The organism is Bifidobacterium hominis, assembly GCF_040095915.1.
In the GTDB taxonomy this organism is placed as follows: domain Bacteria; phylum Actinomycetota; class Actinomycetes; order Actinomycetales; family Bifidobacteriaceae; genus Bifidobacterium; species Bifidobacterium hominis.
Map to the genome: position 1 here is coordinate 1 of NZ_JBBMFR010000010.1, position 20,670 is coordinate 20,670.

A 20,670-nucleotide genomic window follows, 5' to 3' on the forward strand; every position below is an offset into this window, starting at 1 on the left:
GAGTTCCGGAGCATGTCCCTCGCGGTCTAGGGCTGTATCCTAATTAACAACGTCCAACAAACGGGGCGCAGTTCACTTGGGGGGAGCGGGCTTCTCTCATATCTGTAAACGTTGCAAATGCTTAGTGCACGACGGTGACGGTGCAATCGGCGAAATTGACGATCTGTTTGGAGACGGAACCGAGGAAATGCGCATCCAATCCAGACAGTCCGCGGGAACCGACCACCAAATGGCGTGCGTAACGGGAAGCTGCGATCAGTCCCTTCGCCGCGGAGATATGGAAGGCGTGCGATTCGATCTGGAAATCGTCGGGAATGCCGGCCGTGGGAATCTCCACCGAATCGAGCAGCTCGTCAAGAATGCGTTCCGCACGCTCCTGACCTACGGCTATTGGCGCGATGGCGTTCTCATACCCTTCGATGACACCGAGATCTTTCAGCTGCCAGCAGAACATCACCTGCAGGGGAGCGTGATGCAGTGCAGCCAGATCGATGGCGAACCGCAGGGCGTGTCGCGATGTTTCCGATCCGTCGACGCCAACCACAATCGGACGCTGGCTTCTTGGCAGCGGGGAACCCGGCAGGTCGTATGTCACGGTGTTCTCCGAGGGCGTAAGCGCATTGGCGATGGCATCCTGCACGCTGGATTCCTCGTTGTCGAGAATGCGCACCACGGTGACCGGAACCTCCGCAGCTTCGGCGAGCGAAGCTGAAAGAGATCCGAGGAACCAGCGCGCTACGCGGCCAAGGGAACGGCGTCCTACCACAATCTGCTGCGCGTCCCTGCCTATCTCCAGCAATGCGGATGTTCCTGTGGCCTTGACCGATGTGAGTTTGACATGATCCTCATTGATGGTCATGCCTTGCGAAGCCTCGGAAACCCAGTCACGAAGCTTCTGCGCGATATCATGACGGACTTCGGCCCATTGTTCTTCGTCTTCCGGCTCTGATCCCATATCCCAGGAATGGGACCAGGCGAACACTGCATTGACCTGCTGGCCGGTAAGCGATGCCTCGTTCAGCGCCCAGCGTAATGCGGCGAAGGATTCGTCGGAACCGTCAACGCCGACGACGATATCATGGAGACGAGTGTCTGCGATCGATCCGGAACCGGCCGCATTTAGGGTGGTGTCGCTCATCTTGGTGACCTCCTTGGTCGTTGCTATATGTCAAGCATATACGTTCGGTTGCGTCGAAAGCGCAATTTACGCGCGGATGAAGCAAACGTCACCGCGAATCGGTAGAGTGTTGAAGGACTAACAAGAGTGGAAGGACAAGCATGTTCGAACGGTTTACCGACCGTGCGCGGCGCGTGATCGTGCTGGCGCAGGAAGAAGCTCGTACCCTCCAGCACAACTACATCGGTACCGAGCATCTGCTGCTTGGCCTGATTCGCGAGGGTGACGGCGTCGCAGCCAAGGCGCTGGCCTCAAAGGGTGTGACCTTGGATGACACCCGCAAACAGGTCGAAGAGATGATCGGTAAGGGGAATGCCACGCCGAACGGCCACATTCCCTTCACTCCGCATGCCAGGCAGGTGTTGGAGCTGTCGCTGCGTGAGGCGTTGCAGCTGGGGCACAGCTATATCGGCACCGAGCATATCCTGCTCGGTCTGATTCATGAAGGCGAAGGCGTGGGCACTCAAGTGCTGATCAAGATGGATGTCAATCTTGGTGAACTGCGCAGCGCCACCATCGACTTGATTCGTGGCAATTCCGGTGATGGCAAGGGCGACGGCAAGGGTGATTTGGCCAACGCCGGTGGCGTACAGGATCGCCGCAACCAGACCGGTTCCGCGATTCTTGACCAGTTTGGCCGCAATCTGACCGCCGAAGCTGCCTCCGGCAAGCTTGATCCGGTGATTGGCCGCTCGAGTGAGATCGAGCGTGTGATGGTGGTACTGAGCCGCCGCACCAAGAACAATCCGGTGCTGATCGGCGAGCCGGGTGTCGGCAAAACCGCCGTGGTCGAAGGCTTGGCGCAGAAGATCAACGCCGGTGACGTTCCGGAGACGTTGAAGGGCAAACAGGTCTATTCGTTGGATCTGGGCTCCATGGTGGCTGGTTCACGCTACCGTGGCGATTTCGAGGAACGCCTGAAGAAGGTGCTCAAGGAGATCAAGACCCGCGGTGACATCGTGCTGTTCATCGATGAGATCCACACCATTGTGGGCGCTGGCTCTGCAGACGGTGCTCTTGGCGCTTCCGACATGCTGAAGCCCATGCTGGCCCGTGGCGAGCTGCAGACCATTGGCGCTACCACCACTGACGAGTATCGCAAGTACATCGAGAAGGATGCGGCTCTCGAACGTCGTTTCCAGCCGATCCAGGTGCATGAGCCGAGCATTGCCGAGACCATTGAGATCCTTAAGGGCTTGCGTTCCCGTTACGAGAACCACCACCATGTGACGATCACCGACGGCGCGTTGCAGGCCGCGGCCGAGCTGTCGAGTCGTTACATTCAGGACCGTCACCTGCCCGACAAGGCCATCGATCTGATTGATGAGGCTGGCGCGCGCCTGCGCATCCGTCGACTGACCGCTCCGCCGGAACTCAAGGAACTCGACACGAAGATCGCCAAGCTTGCCGAAGAGAAGGACCAGTCCATCAAGGATCAGGACTTCGAAAAGGCCGCTGAGCTGCGTGATAAGCAGGAGAAGCTGGAATCCGAGCGCAAGCAGAAGGAATCCTCATGGCGTGAAGGCGAATCCGACGTGAAGATGGTCGTGGATGAGGATGTCATCGCCGAAGTGATTTCCCAGACCACCGGCATTCCGGTGTTCAAGCTCACCCAGGCCGAGTCCAAGAAGCTCATGACCATGGAAAGCGAGCTGCACAAGCGCATCATCGGCCAGGATGAGGCCGTGTCCGCATTGAGCCGTTCCATCCGCCGCGCACGTGTTGGCTTGAAGGATCCGAAGCGTCCGTCCGGTTCGTTCATCTTCGCCGGCCCCACCGGTGTTGGCAAGACCGAGCTGGCCAAGACGCTCGCCGAATTCCTGTTCGACGACGAGGACGCGCTGATTCGTGTCGACATGTCCGAATTCTCCGAGAAGTATGCGGCTTCGCGCCTGTTTGGTGCTCCTCCGGGATACGTCGGCTACGAAGAGGGCGGCGAACTCACCGAGAAGGTGCGTCGCAAGCCGTTCTCCGTGGTGCTGTTCGATGAGATCGAAAAGGCCCATCCGGATATCTTCAACACGCTGCTGCAGGTGTTGGATGATGGTCACCTGACCGATGGGCAGGGCCGCAAGGTGGACTTCAAGAACACCATCATTATTCTGACCACCAATCTTGGTACTCGTGACATCGCCAAGGCCGCCAACACCGGCTTCAACTTGGGCGTCAACACTGAGTCGAGCTACCAGCGCATGAAGGATCAGGTCTCCGCGGAGCTGAAGCAGCAGTTCCGTCCGGAATTCCTGAACCGTCTGGACGACATCATCGTGTTCAAGCAGCTCACCGAGCCACAGGTGCGTCAGATCGTCGATCTTGACGTCAAGCAGCTCAATGAACGCTTGTTCGATCGCCACATGTCGCTCGAGCTTACCGACGCTGCCAAGGATTTGCTCGCGCAGAAGGGCTTCGATCCGTTGCTGGGTGCGCGTCCGCTGCGTCGCGTGATTCAACGCGACGTCGAAGACGCCATTTCGGAGAAGATCCTGATGGGCGAACTCGAAGATGGTCAGCGCGTGAAGGTCGATGCGGAAGGCGAAGGCATTCTGGGCGAGTTCACCTTTACCGGTGAGACGTTCGAAGAGCCGAATGCAGAGCCTGCTGAAGCTGAAGTTGCACCGGCTGAAGCTGAGGCACCTACCGAATCGACGGAATCCGCTGAGTAAACAGATCAAACTGGCACGTTGTAGTCGCAACAACGAAAGGTCCTGAAATCTTGGGAAAGGTTTCAGGACCTTGTTTTTATTATTGGAATCTCATATGACTGCATTCGCGGATGCAAATCGGTTCTTTCGTCATGTGAAGCCATATATGAAATCGCATAATATGAAAGATGCAAAAGGGCTGGTATGCCAACGGTTTCGTCGCATACCAGCCCTTTTTGATACAGTCGTCGGATCCAGGGAATTTACTTGATGGCGTTCAGCCACTGCTCCTTGGTGGCCTTCTCGGATTCAAGCTTGGCCTTCTTCTTCGGATCGGATTCGGCCGCGATCTTCGCGTCAAGCTCGGCGAGCTGCGCGTTGAGCTGCTCCTCGAAAGAGGACTTGCGGGCGTCGGCTTCCGGATCGGACTGCTTCCACGCGGCATCCTCGACAGCCTTGATCTGCTTGTCGACGGCGTCGAGGCGGCCCTCGATGCGGCGTACTTCGTCGCGTGGCACATAGCCGATCTGATCCCACTCCTCCTGAATGGCGGCGAGGGCCTGACGAGCCTGCTTGGCGCTTTCCTCATCCTTAACGGGAACAAGCGCCTCGGCCTTGACCAGCAGAGCTTCCTTCTTGGCGAGATTCTCCTTCTCAGAGGAGCTGATCTGATCACGATCGGCCTGGCGCGCGTTGAAGAATGCGTCTGCGGCAGCGCGGAAACGCTCCCACATGGCATCATCATCACGACGACCGGCACGACCGGCCTTCTTCCAACGATCCATCAGCTCGGTGAACTTGCGGGAAGTCTCAACCCAAGCGGTGGAATCCTGCAGCGCCTCGGCCTCCGCGATGATGGCTTCCTTAGCCGCCTTGGCGGAATTGCGTTCTTCGTCACGGCTCTGCACCCACTTGCGGCGGGCGAAATTAAACTTGGTGCGAGCCGCGGAGAAGCGGGCCCACAGGGCGTCTGCGTCTTCCTTATCGATACGGATGTTGTTGCGCTGGTGTTCCTGCCACTGCTGGAAAAGTGAACGGAACTTGTCGGCGGTGGAACGCCAGTTGGTGTTTTCGTCAAGGGAATCAGCCAATGCTTCGGCCTTCTCCACAATGACGGTGCGCTCCTCAAGAGCCTTGGCGATGGCAGCCTTGCGTGCCTCGGTCAACGCGGTTTTCTTGGCCGCGCCTTCCTCCTTCAGTGCCTCGAACTGGGCCTTGAGAGCGGCCAGATCGCCCACCACTGCCGGCTTTTCGGTTTCCGCGGACAACGTCTTGATGGTTTCGTCGATTTCGCGGGACTTCACATTATTGGCCTTGAGCTTGTTGGCGAACAGGTCCAGCTTGGCCTTCAGATCAAGGTAACGGCGGGCATACAGGGCCAGCGCCTCTTCCTTGGAGGCGTCAGGGAACTGGCCGACCTCACGTTCTTCTTCGCCGTCCTTAACGAACACGGTGCCATCATCGGCGACACGGCCGAACGCTTCGGCGGCCTTCACATCAACATCGGAGAATCCGGTGGACGCTGCAGCCGGGGCGGTGTGCTGCGGAGCCTTCTTGGCGAAGGCTGCAGGGCTCGGAGCGTGCGGCTTCATTGAAGCAGGGCTCGGAACGGCCGGTTTGCTGGCCTTGACTGCGGGCGTCGTCGCCTGCTCGGTGGTTTCATTAATGTTCTCGGACGCGGTGACATTCTCGTCGGCCATGGCCAGCTCCTTTAAGTAAGCTTCATGTAGTGCAGGGTATGCGGATCATACGAACGTGCTTCCAAAGCTTGAAAAACGCGATGCATTTTCCGCAACCTCATTTATTATAGGGAATCGTGGCAAAAGGCGCATCTATTTCAGGATTTCCAGAGTGGCTCCCCTCTGAACGTGTTGTGGAGCAGCGTGTTATCGACACGCTCCGTGAAGTTTTCGAGCTCAATGGCTTCATAGGCATTGAAACTCGTGCGGTTGAGCAGGGGTCGAGCCTGCTCAAAAAAGGCGAAACCAGCAAGGAGATTTACTTGCTGAGCCGTCTTCAGGAGGTCGGTCATGAGTCCGACACTCCGATTGAAGATCGTCTTGGTCTGCATTTTGATTTGACTGTTCCGCTGAGCCGTTATGTCGTTGAGCATTCGGGTGATTTGGCGTTCCCGTTTAAGCGTTGGCAGATTCAGAAGGTCTGGCGTGGCGAACGTCCTCAGGAAGGGCGTTTCCGCGAGTTCGTGCAGGCCGATATCGATGTGATCGGCAATGGTGATCTACCGGATCATTATGAGGTTGAGTTGCCGCTGGTCATGGTATCGGCTTTGGAACGTCTGCGCGAGTTCGGTCTGCCGAAGGCCACCGTGCATGCGAACAACCGCAAGCTCTCCGAAGGTTTCTACCGTGGTTTGGGCCTGAACGACATCGAAGGCGTGCTTCGTGAGATCGACAAGCTCGACAAAATCGGTGCCGACGAAGTGGCCAAGCTGCTGGTGGAAGGTTGCGGAGCCAACGAGAATCAGGCTCGTGCGTGCCTTGAGCTCGCGGAGCTCACCGCCGCTGATGGTGCGGAGCTGTCCAGCAAGTTCGACGCGTTGTGCGAGAAGCACGACATCGCCAATGATTCCGAGGCGTATGCGCTCGCACGTCAGGGGCTTGACACGTTGGCGATGATTGTTGACGAGGCCGCTCGTATTCGCCCGGGTTCCGTGATTGCGGATCTGAAGATCGCTCGCGGCTTGGATTACTATACCGGTTCCGTGTATGAGACGTTCCTTGACGGTGCGGCCTCGCTCGGGTCCATCTGCTCCGGAGGTCGTTACGACAACCTCGCATCGCAAGGCAGCAAGAAGTACCCGGGTGTGGGCCTGTCCATCGGCCTGTCCCGCTTGGTTTCGTACATGCTGCACACCGCCGGTGCCCACGCGAATCGTGTGTCCCCGGCTTCTGTGCTCGTGGCCGTGTGGAATGAGGAGGACCGTTCCGCGTCCAATCTGATTGCCAACCAGCTGCGTGCCCGTGGCATCGCCGCTGACGTGGCTCCGACCGCAGCCAAGCTCGGCAAGCAGATCAAGTATGCCGACAAGCTCGGCATACCATACGTGTGGTTCCCCGCAGACGAGTCCGCGCAAGACGCTTCGGATGAAGTCAAGAACATTATCACAGGTGACCAGCATCCGGCCGACGTACAGTCTTGGGAGCCGGATACTGTGTATGCCCAGCAAACCGTTACTGTAGAAGCCTGAAATCACAAGACTTCACAAGAGAATAAGGAATAGGGGAAGCATGAGCCAGACGGCTTATAGAACACATCATGCAACCGAAGTGACCGAGGAACTCGTCGGTCAGAAGGTGACGCTCTCCGGTTGGGTTGATCGTCGTCGCGACCACGGCGGCGTGGCCTTCATCGATCTTCGCGACAACACCGGTTTGGTGCAGGTTGTCATTTATGACGAGGACATGGCACGTCCGCTGCGTTCCGAGTTTGTGATTCAGGTTGTAGGCGAGGTCCGCCTGCGTCCGGACGGCAATGAGAACGATCATCTGGCCACCGGCAAGATCGAGGTCGTTGCCGAAAGCATCGAGGTGCTTGCTAAGTCCGATGCGCTGCCGTTCCAGGTGTCCACCGCTTTGGAGAACGAGTCCGAGAACAAGCTGCCGGGTGAGGAAGTTCGTCTCAAGTACCGTTATCTCGATCTGCGTCGTCCGTCCATGCAGCGCAATCTGAAGTTGCGTTCCCAGATGTCGAAGGCCGCACGCCACGCTCTGGAGGAGATGGGCTTCGAAGAGGTCGAAACTCCGACCATGATCAAGTCCACGCCGGAAGGCGCCCGCGATTTCGTGGTGCCGGCCCGTTTGGTGCCGGGTTCCTGGTACGCATTGCCGCAGTCCCCGCAGTTGCTCAAGCAGCTGCTCATGGTCTCTGGCGTGGAACGCTACTACCAGCTGGCGCGTTGCTACCGTGATGAGGATTTCCGTGCCGACCGACAGCCGGAGTTCACCCAGCTTGATATGGAAATGGCATTCGTGGATCAGGAAGATGTGATGGCCATGGCCGAAAAGGTCATCGCTGCCATTTGGCAGTCTGCAGGCTATGAGATCCAGCTGCCGATTCAGCGCATCACCTGGCAGGAAGCCATGGATAAGTACGGCTCCGACAAGCCGGATCTGCGTTTCGGCAATCCACTGATCGAGCTGACTGACTACTTCAAGAACACTCCGTTCCGCGTGTTCCAGGCTCCGTACGTCGGCGCGGTGCTCTTCAAGGGTGGTGCAGCCACGCCTCGCCGCCAGTTCGACGCTTGGCAGGATTGGGCCAAGCAGCGTGGCGCCAAGGGCCTTGCCTACGTGGTGTTCGCTGAGAACGGCGAGCTCAAGGGACCTGTTGCCAAAAACCTGTCTGAAGAGGAACGCGCTGGCCTGAAGGAAGCCGTTGGCGCGGAAGACGGCGATGCCGTGTTCTTCGCCGCAGGCCGCCGCACCTCCGCTCAGGAGCTGCTGGGTGCCGTGCGCGTGGAATTGGCTGATCGTGCCGGTCTGCTCAAGCCCGACGATTTCGCGTTCACCTGGGTTGTGGACTTCCCGCTGTTCAAGGCCGCCGACGATCCGGATGATGACGATGTGGCGGTCGGCCACTCCAAGTGGACTTCCATGCACCACCCGTTCACCATGCCGTCCAAGGATTGGATCGACACCTTCGACAAGGATCCGGAACACGCCATGTCCGATTCCTACGACATCGTGTGCAACGGTAACGAAATGGGCGGCGGTTCCGTGCGTATCCACCGTGATGACATTCAGGATCGTGTGCTCGATGTGCTGGGCATCACCCCTGAAGAGGCTGCCGACAAGTTCGGCTTCCTGCTTGAAGCCTTCAAGTACGGTGCTCCGCCGCACGCTGGCATCGCTCTCGGTTGGGATCGTACCGCCGCTATCCTGGCTGGTGCTGACTCCATCCGCGACGTCATCGCCTTCCCGAAGGCTGGCGGCGGTCGTGATCCGCTGACCGGCGCTCCGGCTCCGATTTCCGACGAACAGCGTGCGGAAACCGGCGTTGATTATGATCCGGAAGAAGACGAAGACTGATAGCGTTTTCGCTTTGAGATGACAGGCTGTCTTTGCATGAGAGACCGTGCAAGGACAGCCTGTTTTTATTGTTTGCGTTGTCTATTTTCTCTTGCTGCCGGTATGGTGGAGCAAAGATGAGTATCTGAAATATTATGAGAAAGAACTGAATCTGTAGTATGAATTTGAAGCAATCGTTGGAAAAACATGATTTTCATGGTGTCTGGATGCGACTTCTCGCGTTGGCGATGATACTGATTGTGGCAGTGAGTGCACTCGTCGCATCCCCAGCCAGTGCTAACGCCGCCGAAGTCGGAGATCCCTCCGCAGTCAAGGGCAAAACCTACGCGGTTGGTACTGATACCACGTTCGCACCGTTCGAATATCGGGAGAACGGCAAGATGACCGGTATCGATATGGAACTGATTCGTGCCATCGCCCAAGAAGAAGGATTCGAAGTCACCATCCAATCATTGGGTTTCAATGCGGCATTGCAGGCTTTGAGTTCCAATCAGGTGGATGTGGTGATCGCAGGCATGTCAATCACCGACGAACGCAAGGCGACTTACGATTTTTCCAATCCTTACTTCCAGTCCGGCATTCAAATGGCCATCGCTGAAAACAACGATAGTATTACCAGCTACAAGGATCTTGACGGTAAAACCGTTGTTGCGAAAACCGGTTCGGAAGGCGAATCCTACGCCAAGCAGCATGCGAACGAGTATGGCTACACCGTGACTTCCGTGGACCAGTCGTCAACCATGTACGAGATGGTCAAATCCGGTAATGCGGACGCGGTATTTGACGACTATCCGGTGCTTGCCTACGGTGTTTCCCAAAATAACGGTTTGAAGATCGTGACCCCGAAAGTGCCGCATGGCGAATATGGCATGGCCGTGAACAAGGGCAAGAACGCTGATCTTCTGGCCGCCATCGACGATGGTTTGAACAAGCTCATCGCTTCAGGCAAATACGAGACGATCGTCGCGCAATATCTGGGCGAAGCCGGCGCGAAGGAACAAGTCGAGGCGATTTCCGGCAAGGTCACCGATAATGGTGCCGATGGCACGGCTCAGAAGAAGGTCGGTTTCTTTGGTCTTGTCAAACAGTCGATGCCGGCTTTGCTGACCGGTCTGAAGAACACGTTGCTGATCACCTTGCTGTCGTTTGTGATCGCGCTGGTACTGGGTGTCGCTTTTGGCTTGATGAAGGTGTCCGAAAACAAAATTCTGGAAGGCATAGCTAAGGTTTACATTGCAGTGTTTCGCGGTACGCCGATTCTGGTATGGGCGTTCTTCTTCTATTTTGGTGTGCCGCAGCTGATCGGACACAGTGTGAACATTTGGGTTGCGGGCGCGTTGACGCTGTCGCTCAATTCCGGCGCATATCTGGCGGAAATCGTGCGTGGCGCCGTGCAGTCCGTTGACTCTGGTCAGATGGAGGGCGCACGTTCTCTTGGCCTCAACCATCATCAGGCCATGGCGCGCGTGATCATGCCTCAGGCCACTGCGATCGCCATGCCGTCGATCATCAACCAGCTGGTCATTATGATCAAGGATTCCTCGCTGCTGCTGGCCATCGGCTTCGGTGAATTGCTGTACCAGGCGCAGCAATTGTATGCGGCGAACTTCCGCGTCACCGAAACGTTGCTGATCGTCGGTGTGATGTACTTCGTGGCCATCACCATCCTCACATGGCTGGCCAATATCGTTGACAGGAAGGTGAATCGATGAGCGAGAACGGCAATCACGGCAACAATGATGGCGAAGTGATCATCGACGTCAAGAATCTGCATAAAAAATATGGTCATACAGAAGTCATCAAAGGCGTCGATCTTACGGTACGCAAGGGCGAGGTAATTTGCATCATCGGACCGTCCGGTGCCGGTAAATCCACCATATTGCGTTGCCTGAATGGACTCGAACAGGCTTCCAGCGGCCAGATTGTGGTCAACGGCCATGATTTGGGCGATCCGCACGTGAACATCGACCAGGTGCGTGAGCAGGTTGGCATGGTGTTCCAGCATTTCAACCTGTTCAACAACATGAGCGTGATCGACAACATCACTCTCGCGCCGAAACTGGTGCACAAGAAAACCGACGAGCAGGCACGAGAACATGCGATGGCATTGCTGAAAACCGTGGGATTGGCCGAAAAGGCCGATGCTATGCCGAAATCGTTGTCAGGCGGTCAAAAGCAGCGTGTGGCCATCGCTCGCTCCTTGGCCATGCGTCCGAAAGTCATGCTGTTCGACGAGGCCACATCGGCGCTCGACCCGGAAATGGTCGGAGATGTGCTCGAAGTCATTCGTGAACTAGCCGAAGAGGGAATGACCATGGTGCTGGTGACCCATGAGATGGGTTTCGCCCGCGAAGTGGCCACCCGTGTGATCTTTACGGATGCGGGCGTGATCGAAGAGGAAGGCACTCCGGATGAGATCTTCAACCATCCGAAGAGCGAGCGTTTGAAGGCATTCCTTTCCAAAGTGCTCTGACGGTTTTGACAGGGTGGCATGCGGATTACGGTGGTAACGTGATGGACGTGCCATCGTAAAAGGTTCGCATACGAATCTGCATGTAAAAGACAGGCGAATGTAGGATGAAATTCATCTTGCGTTCGCCTGTTTTGCTCTTTCTCGTTGCCTGGCGTTCCTACGTTGGAATACATGAGTATTGGTGATATGTGGCGCCGCGTTGCGGACGGTTTCAAATCCAAGGTTTCCGAACGAGTGGTGTTCGGTGCGGTGGCCGTATTGTTCGTAATAGCCGTGCTGGCTATCGAATTGCCGCGATTGTGGTAGCTGCCATCATGGTGCGTGAGATATCAGCATTGCGTCCGATAACGCGCTATGATGCATTTTTTTGAGATAACGCTGTCTCATATTCTGAGCATGTCAGGGGTGGTAACAGCCGCGGAAACATGTCTTCCATATACTGCCCATATGACAGATATCAAAGAAACACAAGAGACGCGCCCAATCATGCCGGGTGCGGAAGACAGCGGCCGACCGCTGGTCGAATTGACCCACGTTGAAAAGCACTACGGTGACTTGCATGTGCTCAAGGACATCAACCTCACCGTCAAGAAGGGCGAGGTGCTGGTCATCGTCGGCCCATCCGGTTCCGGCAAGTCCACGATGTGCCGCACCATCAACCGTTTGGAAACCATTGATTCCGGCGATATTCGCATTGATGGAAAGCCGTTGCCTCAGGAAGGCAAGGAGCTCGCCAGCCTGCGTGCCGAGGTCGGTATGGTGTTCCAGTCGTTCAACCTGTTCGCCAACAAGACAATTCTTGAGAATGTGACGCTTGCGCCGATCAAGGTGCGCCACATGGATAAGAAGGCGGCCGAGGGTCTCGCCATGGACCTGCTCTCCCGAGTGGGAGTGGCTTCGCAGGCTTCCAAGATGCCATCGCAGCTTTCCGGCGGTCAGCAGCAGCGTGTCGCTATCGCCCGAGCGCTTGCCATGCAGCCGAAGGTCATGTTGTTCGATGAGCCGACGTCCGCGCTTGATCCGGAAATGGTCAATGAAGTGCTTGACGTCATGGTGGAGCTGGCTCATGAAGGTATGACCATGCTGTGCGTGACCCACGAGATGGGCTTCGCGCGCAAGGTGGCCGACAAGGTTGTGTTCATGGCCGACGGCCAGATTCTTGAGCAGAGCACGCCGGAGGACTTCTTTGAAAATCCGAAGACCGATCGTGCCAAGGACTTCCTGTCGAAGATTCTCACCCACTGAAATGACTGACGGGAATAAGACAGAAGAAGGATTTTCGATATGAAACTTTCTATGAGGGCGAAGCGTATGCTGCGCAGGGCTATGGCGGCCTTCTGCGCGTTTGCGTGCGTGTTCGCAGTGTCCGCATGTGGTGCGGACGATGCCGATGGCAAGATTCGCGTCGGCATCAAATTCGACCAGCCTGGTCTGGGCTTCAAGAAGTCCGGCACCTATGTTGGCTTCGATGTGGATGTGGCCAAGTACATCGCCAAGAAGCTTGGCTATTCCGAAGACCAGATCGTGTGGAAGGAGGCGCCGTCGAAGCAGCGTGAGGCCATGCTGCAGAATGGCGATGTCGATTTCATCGTTGCAACGTATTCCATCACTGACGAGCGTAAGAAGGTTGTTTCCTTCGCGGGACCGTACTTCGTTGCGGGTCAGGATCTGCTGGTTCGCAAGGATGAAACCTCCATCAAGGGTCCGGAGGATCTTAACGGCAAGCGTCTGTGCTCCGTGACCGGTTCAACTTCCGCGGTTACCGTCAAGGAGAAGTTCGCCAACGAAGTGCAGCTCATGGAGCAGCCGGGTTACGCGGAATGCGCTACTGCACTGTTCTCGGGCATCGTTGATGCGGTGACCACCGACGATATTATTCTGGCAGGTCTTGCCTCCGCTTCGCGTGGCCGTCTGCGTGTGGTCGGCAAGCCGTTCACCCAGGAGTATTACGGCGTCGGCATCAAGAAGGGCGATACGAAGCTGGCCACCCGGATCGACAACGCCATCGCCGATATGATTCAGGATGGTTCTTGGAAGCGTGCCATCTCCGACAACACGAAGGGCACCGCATACACGCCGAACGCGAAGTACAATCCGCCGGAGCCGACTGAGGGGGAGAAGTAATGGAAGCGTTCATCTCATTGTTCAGCCAGTACAATGTGCCGGCTGCGTTCTTGGTGAACATCGAACTGACCTTGTGGTCGGCGTTGTTCTCCACGATTCTTGGCGTCATCCTCGTGATGATGCGCATTTCTCCGGTCGCATCGTTGCGTGTGGTATCGGGCGCTTATGTCGAGTTGTTCAAGAACCTGCCGTTGACCATCATCATGGTGTTCATGGTGCTGGGCGCCTATGCGCAGTTGAAGCTCAGCTTCTCCGACACATTCGCCACGAACTTCTTCTGGCTGGCCGTCACCGGCTTGAGCCTGTATACGGCGGCTTTCGTGTGCGAATCGCTCCGATCCGGCATCAACACGGTGCCTCTCGGTCAGGCTGAAGCCTGTCGCGCATTGGGATTGAACTTCATGCAGTCCGCCACCCAGATCATTCTGCCGCAGGCATTCCGCGGCTCTGTGGCGCCGTTGGGTAATACGCTCATCGCATTGCTGAAGAACTCCACGGTTGCGGCCGCGGCATCCGTCGCCACCGAAACTTCGTCGTTGATGAGCGAAATGATCGAATACCGTTCTGACGTGATTATTCCGATCTTCCTTATCTTCGCGTTCGGTTATGTGATTCTGATCATTCCGATCGGCATGCTGACCACGTATCTGTCCAACAAGCTCGCGGTGAGGAGGTGACGCACCATGGCAAGCAATGAAAGCGCGGTGCTGTTCGACCAGCCCGGTCCTAAGAGCCGTAAAACCATTCGTATCGTCAATTGGATCGCAGGCATCGCCTTCGCGATCGTAGTTGTGTTGATTCTCATGAGGCTTCACAATCCGCCGGATGGCGAGAACCAGCTGAGCTGGGAACTGTGGAAGCCGGCTCTTGATGCCGAAGCGTGGACCGACTTCTACCTTCCGGGATTGTGGGCCACGATTCGCGCCTCCGTTTTGGCCGTGATTGGCGCGGTGCTGTTCGGTTTGCTGTTCGGCATCGGCCGTCTGCTTCCGAACATCGTGATTCGTGCGATTTCCGGTGCCGTCGTTGAGTTTGCGCGCGCAGTCCCTGTGCTGTTGCTCATGATCTTCTTCTGGCGTTGGTTCGCTTTTGCCGGCATGGCAAGCCCGGCATATTGGGCTGTGGTGCTCGCGCTGGTGATCTACAACGGTTCCGTGGTGGCTGAGCTCGTTCGTTCCGGCGTCGGCAACCTGCCGAACGGTCAGCGTGAGGCGTCGCTCGCCTTGGGTCTGACTCGCACGCAGTCGCTGATGGAAGTCGAAGTGCCGCAGGCCATCTACGCCATGCTTCCTGCCGCTGTGACGCAGTTGGTGGTGGTGCTGAAGGATACCGCCCTTGGCTCGATCATCATGTATACCGATCTGTTGCAGGAATCACGCCGACTTGGTTCGATGTACTTCAATATTCTGCAGACGCTGGTTGTTGCCGCCGTCATCTACTTCATCGCATGTTGGCTGCTGAGCCGACTTGCGGAATGGCTGCCGGAACGTATGCAGAAGCACACCGCGGCACCTGCCGAACCGGAACCGGTCGCGCCGATTGCCATTATGGATCCGTCGAATGTGAATCAGATTGCCGTGGCCAAGGAAGGTGTGCCGCTTGGCGGCGCCCAGCGCCTGTATCATGTGCATCATCGTGGTTCCAACGCGTCGATTCGCCATTGGCGTCAGACCCGCTACGTTCAGGGATTCGACGAGACGCATCCGGAAAGCCAGGTCGAGTTCGACAAGAACGGCAGACCGATCAAAGAGACGTCCAAGCAGGACAAGCTAAGATTCGACAAGCCGAAGTCCGACAAGTCAAAGGGCGATAAGCCCAAGCAGTGACGTCATCTGATCTGCGAAGACCGATAGGGCGCTGATTTTTTGCAGAGAGCGAGGAATCAGCGCCCTATTGTGTGAAAGAAGTCAGGCAAAACGTAAGAAAAGCAGGATGCGGCGATTGGGCGTGGCGATGCCATGATCCAATCGCCGCATCGCTTATTATAGGGGGTAAGCAAGGAGGCTTGACGTGTCAGACAAAGACAAGGATGTGAAGATATCGTCCATTGCGAAGACGTTGAACAAGGTTGAGGACAGGCTTGAGAAGGGGGAGAACTGCAGTTCCGTCGCCGAGGGGCTCGCGAACGTCGCCAAGGCGAGCGAATTGCTCAGCTCCGTATGGACGTTGCCTCCCGGTCAGCTGCTACGATTCCACCACGATACGAGGGTCGCTGGAATCGACGGCGATTCCACGCCGGGCTTTGACGGCAACAAAGACGATGCGGAACGGTTCATTACGATCAGTTCTTCCGAAATCGCACGATATCAGCGGCTGATGTACGCCAATGGCGTGAAGGGATCCCGCCGTCGTCTGCTGATTATTCTGCAAGGCATGGATGCATCCGGCAAGGGCGGCATCGTACGTCACGTGTTCAGCCAAGGTGATCCGATGGGAATGCATTATCACGGTTTCGGTGCTCCCACAGGCGAGGAAAAAGACCATGATTATTTGTGGCGCATCAAACGGGAACTGCCGCAGAATGGTTGGATCTCCATTTTCGATAGATCGCAATATGAAGATATCGTCATGCCACGCATTTACAAAACATATCCGGAGGAGGTATGGCAGGCACGATATGACGAAATCAACCGATTTGAATCGCAATTGGTTGCGGACGGATGCTCCATCATCAAAATATTCCTTGTGGTGAGCAAAGAAGAGCAGAAGGAGCATTTCCTCGGCAGGCTGGAAGATCCGACCAAATATTGGAAGTTCGACCCCAGCGACCTTGAAGCGCGTGCCCGTTGGGACGACTACATGGCAGCATGGCAGGACGTGTTCTCACGTACGAGCACCGAGCAGGCGCCCTGGTACTTGGTGCCTGCCGACAATCGTTGGTATTCAAGGGCGGTCGTGTCCGAACTGCTCCGCAACGTATTGAAGAACATGAACATGATCTGGCCGCCCTTGGAAGTCGATGCCGACGAAATGCGACGTCAGTTGGAAACGCTGTAGTCGAAGAACACGACTTCGCCGCTCGACTGTGTGGTATCCAGATCGACGGTTCCGGTGATGGCCCAATCATGGTCGCCATCGGAATCGTCGATGATCTGACGCACTTTCCAGCTGTGTTCGCTGTTCTCCTTGGAATCGTCGAGGATGAACAGCTCGCCGCTACGGGCTTTCGCATCCGTGTTGACGTATTCGTGTTCATCGTAGAAGTCGTCGAGCGCATCCTCCCATTCGTGCACGCCATAACCCCAGTCTTTGTCAAGCGCGCCAAGTTCATCGGGCTTGTCGAGATCCATAAGCTGTACGCGGCGGAACATGGCATTGCGTACGAGCACGGTGAGGCCTCGACGATCTTCCACCACGGCCTGCTTCGCACCGGGCGCGGCCAGGTTCGCGGCGGCTTCGGAAGCGTCGGTGCCGGCTCCTGCGTTCTCCCACTCGTCGACCAGCGAGGAGTCGATGGAACGAACCACAACGCGCAGCCAGGAGATGATGTCCCGTAACTGTTCGTTACGCTTCTCCAAAGGAACGGTACGTGCCAGCGTGCGATATGCGTCAGATAGATAGCGCAGCAGCGTGCCTTCGGAGCGGGCGATGTTGTAGCGCGAGATGTAACCAGTGAAATCGGAGGCCGTTTCGACCATGTCCCGGATCACCGATTTCGGGCTCAACCAGTAATCGTTGGCCCAAGGCACATCATGGCGGTACTCGTCGAACGCCGCTTGAAGCATGTCTTCCAGTGGTTTCGGATAGGTGATTTCCTGCAAGCGGTCCATGCGCTCGTCATAGTCGAGGCCATCTTCCTTCATGCGAATCATCGCCGCATCGCGAGCTTGACGTTCCTGCGCGCGCAACACCTGCTTCGGGTCCTCCAACGTGGCTTCCACCATGGAAATCACGTCAAGCGCGTAACTTTCCGATTCCGGATCAAGCAGTTCCAACGCGGCCAGCAGGAACGGGCTCAACGGTTGGTCAAGTGCGAAATCATCCGGCATATCGACGGTCATGAAATAGTCCTTGCCGCCATCGTCGCGGTCTTCTGTTTCGATCACATTCGTGTCGAACAGCGTTTGGAAGATCTCGTCGGCACGATCATGAAGACGCTCCTTCTGTTCCGGAGTCTGCGCCGAATCGTCGATCAGGCGGTCGATGCGGTAGCGTGCGTCGCCGCCCTGCGCCACTTCGTTCAACACCATGGAATGCGTGACCTTCATATGTGGCACCAAAGTTTCAGGGGCCGCGTCGATCAGCTTGTCGAACGTGTTCTCATTCCATGTGACAAAACCTTCTGGCGCCTTCTTGCGCTTGACTTTCTTGAGCTTCTTAGGATCATTGCCTGCCTTGGCGAGAGCCTTGGCGTTCTCGATTTCGAATTCCGGTCCTTCGGCGATGACCAACCCTTCCGTGTCGAAGCCCATACGGCCCGCACGCCCTGCGATCTGATGGAATTCTCGGGCCCGCAGTTTGCGCATTTTCGTGCCGTCGAACTTGGTCAATGCGGTCAGCACCACGGAATGGATGGGCACGTTGATGCCGACGCCCAACGTATCTGTGCCGCAGATCACCGGCAACAGACCCTGCTGGGCGAGCTGCTCGACCAGACGACGATAGCGGGGGAGCATACCCGCATGGTGAATGCCGACTCCGGTGCGCAACAGACGTTGCAAAATCTTGCCGAATGCGGTGGTGAACTTCGTGCCCTTGATCGCCTCCGCAATGGCGGCACGTTGTTCCTTGCTGGACACGCCCGTGCTTGCCAGGGCGTTCGCCGTCTCCAATGCGGCGTCTTGGGAGAAATGCACCACATAAATCGGTGTTTCGCCTCTGCCGAACGCCAGTTCGACGGTCTTCTCCAACGGGTCGAGCGTGTACTCGTACGTCAACGGCACCGGGCGCGGCGCATTGGCGATGATGTCGACGTCCGTATCCGTCATATCCTCCAGTTTGTCGGCGATCGCATCGACGTTGCCCAATGTGGCGCTCATCAGCAAAAACTGCGTGTTCGGCAACGTCAGCAGCGGAACCTGCCAAGCCCAACCGCGCTCCGCATCGCCATAGTAATGGAATTCGTCCATCGCCACACAGCCGACATCGGCATGACGGCCCTCACGCAATGCCTGGTTCGCGAGAATCTCCGCAGTGCAGCAGATGATCGGAGCATCGGCGTTGATGTGCGTGTCTCCGGTGATCATGCCGACGTTCTCACGGCCGAACACCTCCACCAGATCAAAGAACTTCTCAGACACTAACGCCTTGATCGGAGCCGTGTAATACGAGCGACGGCCCGTGCACAGCGCCGCGAAATGCATGCCCAACGCCACCAGTGATTTGCCGGAGCCGGTGGGTGTGTTCAAAATGACATGGTCGCCCGCGAGCAGGTCCATGATGGCCTCTTCCTGATGGGGCCACGGCTCAACGCCTTTGATGTCCGCCACCCACTCGAAAAAGCGCTCGTAGATCTCGTCCGTGTCGATGTTGCGCTCGCCATCGCTCCAACTCGGCGCCAACGCGCCCAAAGAACCGTAATTCATATCGTCAGCCATGATTGCCAGTCTACCGTCTGGCATGAACTCGAACGTCGAACGTGTGTTCGAATTATTGCGTATGTTGCGGTACAGTAGAAGTTATGACTGAGGATTTGTTTGGCGCGATGGACGCTCCCGAAGACATGACGCGTCCGCTGGCCGTGCGTATGCGTCCGTCGAGCGTGGACGAAGTGGTGGGTCAGTCGCGGGTGTTAGGGCAGGGCTCTCCTCTGCGCAGGCTCGCCAATCCGGCGTCCAAAGGCTCGCTGACGGCACCGAGCTCCATTATTCTGTTCGGACCTCCAGGGGTCGGCAAAACCACGCTCGCCTATATTGTGGCCAAACAATCCGGTCGAGTCTTCGAAGAGCTTTCCGCAGTCACCTCCGGCGTCAAGGACGTGCGGGACGTGCTCAGACGCGCCCATGACCGTCTTGTCTCGGAAGGCAAGGAAACGGTACTGTTCATCGACGAGGTGCACCGGTTCTCCAAATCGCAGCAGGACGCATTGCTGCCAAGCGTGGAAAACCGTGACGTCACCTTCATTGCGGCCACCACGGAAAATCCAAGCTTTTCCGTCATCAAACCGTTGTTGAGCCGATCCGTGGTTGTCAAACTCGAATCGCTGGAACCCGACGATTTGAAAACGCTCATCAATCGGGCTGTGGAAAGTGAGCACGGGCTTAATAATGAAATCAAAATCAACGATGAGGCCATCGACGAAATCGTGCGCATGGCCGGAGGTGACGCACGAAAAACATTGACGATCCTCGAAGCGGCCGCAGGGGCGCTCACCGGAGACCAAGCGCGCAAAAAAGGCGCGAAACGGCCTGTCATCACGTCTGACGTGGTGTCGCAGGTCATGGATGTGGCCACCGTGCGCTATGACAAAGACGGCGACGACCATTACGACGTCATCTCCGCATTCATCAAATCCATGCGTGGATCCGATCCCGACGCCACCATGCACTACCTGGCACGAATGTTGCGCGCGGGCGAGGATCCGCGATTCATCGCACGGCGCATTATGATCGCAGCTTCCGAGGAAGTCGGTATGGCGGCTCCGCAGATACTGCAGGTCACCGTCGCGGCGGCACAAGCCGTGGCCATGATCGGCATGCCCGAGGCGCGCATCATTCTCGCGGAAGCCGCGCTCGCCGTTGCCACCGCTCCGAAGTCGAACGCCAGCTACAACGCCATCAACAGCGCGCTCGCCGATGTGGACGCGGGACTGATCGGCCAAGCGCCATTGCATTTGAGGAACGCGCCGACCGCCTTGATGAAAAGTTGGGGAAATCATGAGGGGTATCGCTATGCCCATGATTGGCCAGGTGCCGTAGCTCCGCAGCAATACATGCCGGACGAGCTGGTAGGGCGGGAATATTACCATCCGAACGATCGCGGTTACGAGCATGAGATCAAACCGAGATTGGAGAAAATTCGCAAAATCCTGCATGAGAAGGATGGTGGTCAAACCGGTGACTCTGATCGAGCCTAGTGTGGTGTCAGTTCTCATTCTTCGTTGCCGTTGGACTAGGGGTCCGCTAAAATTCTTCGTTGGGGTTGATGCCTGCTTGCTATGAGCAAGGCCCATGCGTCAATCGCGGCGTCGCACATGGCCGCAGGAAAAAGTGCGCGGAAAGTGATTATGCAAGAACGGAATACAACGCTCGAAACCACCAGCCATAT

15 protein-coding genes are annotated in these 20,670 nt (G+C 56.9%); 12 read left to right on the forward strand and 3 right to left on the reverse strand.

Going from position 1 to position 20,670, the window contains the following annotated elements; all coding sequences use genetic code 11:
- Positions 1–121: 121 nt before the first annotated feature.
- Positions 122–1,138, reverse strand: a complete 1,017-nt coding sequence (locus tag WMO36_RS07390) for a universal stress protein (protein ID WP_099570772.1) — start codon at positions 1,136–1,138, stop codon at positions 122–124.
- 140 nt (positions 1,139–1,278) lie between these two features.
- Between WMO36_RS07390 and WMO36_RS07395 the strand changes: the two genes are divergently transcribed.
- A complete protein-coding gene (locus WMO36_RS07395) occupies positions 1,279–3,840 on the forward strand; it encodes an ATP-dependent Clp protease ATP-binding subunit (RefSeq protein WP_144164741.1) in 2,562 nt (853 codons plus the stop codon).
- Between the two features lie 242 nt (positions 3,841–4,082).
- Here WMO36_RS07395 and WMO36_RS07400 read toward each other — a convergent pair whose 3' ends face one another.
- Positions 4,083–5,519 (reverse strand): DUF349 domain-containing protein, encoded by a 1,437-nt coding sequence (locus WMO36_RS07400; protein ID WP_291788155.1) that lies wholly within the window; start codon positions 5,517–5,519, stop codon positions 4,083–4,085.
- A 116-nt stretch (positions 5,520–5,635) separates the two neighbouring features.
- On the opposite strand from WMO36_RS07400, the gene hisS reads away from it, so the two are divergent.
- The 10 genes from hisS to WMO36_RS07450 all read left to right on the forward strand — a co-directional run bounded on the left by hisS (position 5,636) and on the right by WMO36_RS07450 (position 16,461).
- Entirely contained in the window at positions 5,636–7,027 is a 1,392-nt protein-coding gene (gene hisS / locus WMO36_RS07405) for a histidine--tRNA ligase (protein ID WP_144164737.1), read from the forward strand.
- A 40-nt stretch (positions 7,028–7,067) separates the two neighbouring features.
- The gene (aspS, locus tag WMO36_RS07410) at positions 7,068–8,867 is read left to right on the forward strand and encodes an aspartate--tRNA ligase (protein WP_349077213.1); all 1,800 of its coding nucleotides are present in this window, start codon (positions 7,068–7,070) and stop codon (positions 8,865–8,867) included.
- Between the two features lie 158 nt (positions 8,868–9,025).
- Positions 9,026–10,579 carry an ABC transporter substrate-binding protein/permease gene (locus WMO36_RS07415; RefSeq protein ID WP_099570765.1) on the forward strand — a complete coding sequence of 518 codons (1,554 nt, stop codon included), beginning with the start codon at positions 9,026–9,028 and terminating at the stop codon, positions 10,577–10,579.
- Positions 10,576–11,340 (forward strand): amino acid ABC transporter ATP-binding protein, encoded by a 765-nt coding sequence (locus tag WMO36_RS07420; protein WP_099570764.1) that lies wholly within the window; start codon positions 10,576–10,578, stop codon positions 11,338–11,340. Before WMO36_RS07415 ends, WMO36_RS07420 begins: the two co-directional genes overlap by 4 nt.
- A 171-nt stretch (positions 11,341–11,511) precedes the next feature.
- Entirely contained in the window at positions 11,512–11,646 is a 135-nt protein-coding gene (locus tag WMO36_RS07425) for a hypothetical protein (protein ID WP_260805305.1), read from the forward strand.
- A 180-nt stretch (positions 11,647–11,826) separates the two neighbouring features.
- Positions 11,827–12,585, forward strand: a complete 759-nt coding sequence (locus tag WMO36_RS07430) for an amino acid ABC transporter ATP-binding protein (protein WP_180753680.1) — start codon at positions 11,827–11,829, stop codon at positions 12,583–12,585.
- A 39-nt stretch (positions 12,586–12,624) separates the two neighbouring features.
- Positions 12,625–13,464, forward strand: coding sequence for a glutamate ABC transporter substrate-binding protein (locus WMO36_RS07435; RefSeq protein WP_180753418.1), 840 nt, complete (start codon positions 12,625–12,627; stop codon positions 13,462–13,464).
- Positions 13,464–14,141, forward strand: coding sequence for an amino acid ABC transporter permease (locus WMO36_RS07440; RefSeq protein ID WP_099595428.1), 678 nt, complete (start codon positions 13,464–13,466; stop codon positions 14,139–14,141). The genes WMO36_RS07435 and WMO36_RS07440 overlap by 1 nt, the downstream gene beginning before the upstream one ends.
- Before the next feature lie 6 nt (positions 14,142–14,147).
- Positions 14,148–15,290 (forward strand): amino acid ABC transporter permease, encoded by a 1,143-nt coding sequence (locus WMO36_RS07445; RefSeq protein WP_099570761.1) that lies wholly within the window; start codon positions 14,148–14,150, stop codon positions 15,288–15,290.
- A gap of 220 nt (positions 15,291–15,510) precedes the next feature.
- Entirely contained in the window at positions 15,511–16,461 is a 951-nt protein-coding gene (locus WMO36_RS07450) for a PPK2 family polyphosphate kinase (RefSeq protein WP_420197449.1), read from the forward strand.
- Here WMO36_RS07450 and WMO36_RS07455 read toward each other — a convergent pair.
- Positions 16,443–19,001 (reverse strand): DEAD/DEAH box helicase, encoded by a 2,559-nt coding sequence (locus WMO36_RS07455; protein ID WP_099570759.1) that lies wholly within the window; start codon positions 18,999–19,001, stop codon positions 16,443–16,445. The genes WMO36_RS07450 and WMO36_RS07455 overlap by 19 nt on opposite strands.
- A gap of 83 nt (positions 19,002–19,084) precedes the next feature.
- On the opposite strand from WMO36_RS07455, the gene WMO36_RS07460 reads away from it, so the two are divergent.
- On the forward strand, positions 19,085–20,479 hold the full coding sequence (locus tag WMO36_RS07460) for a replication-associated recombination protein A (RefSeq protein WP_349077214.1): 1,395 nt from the start codon (positions 19,085–19,087) through the stop codon (positions 20,477–20,479).
- Positions 20,480–20,670 lie beyond the last annotated feature (191 nt).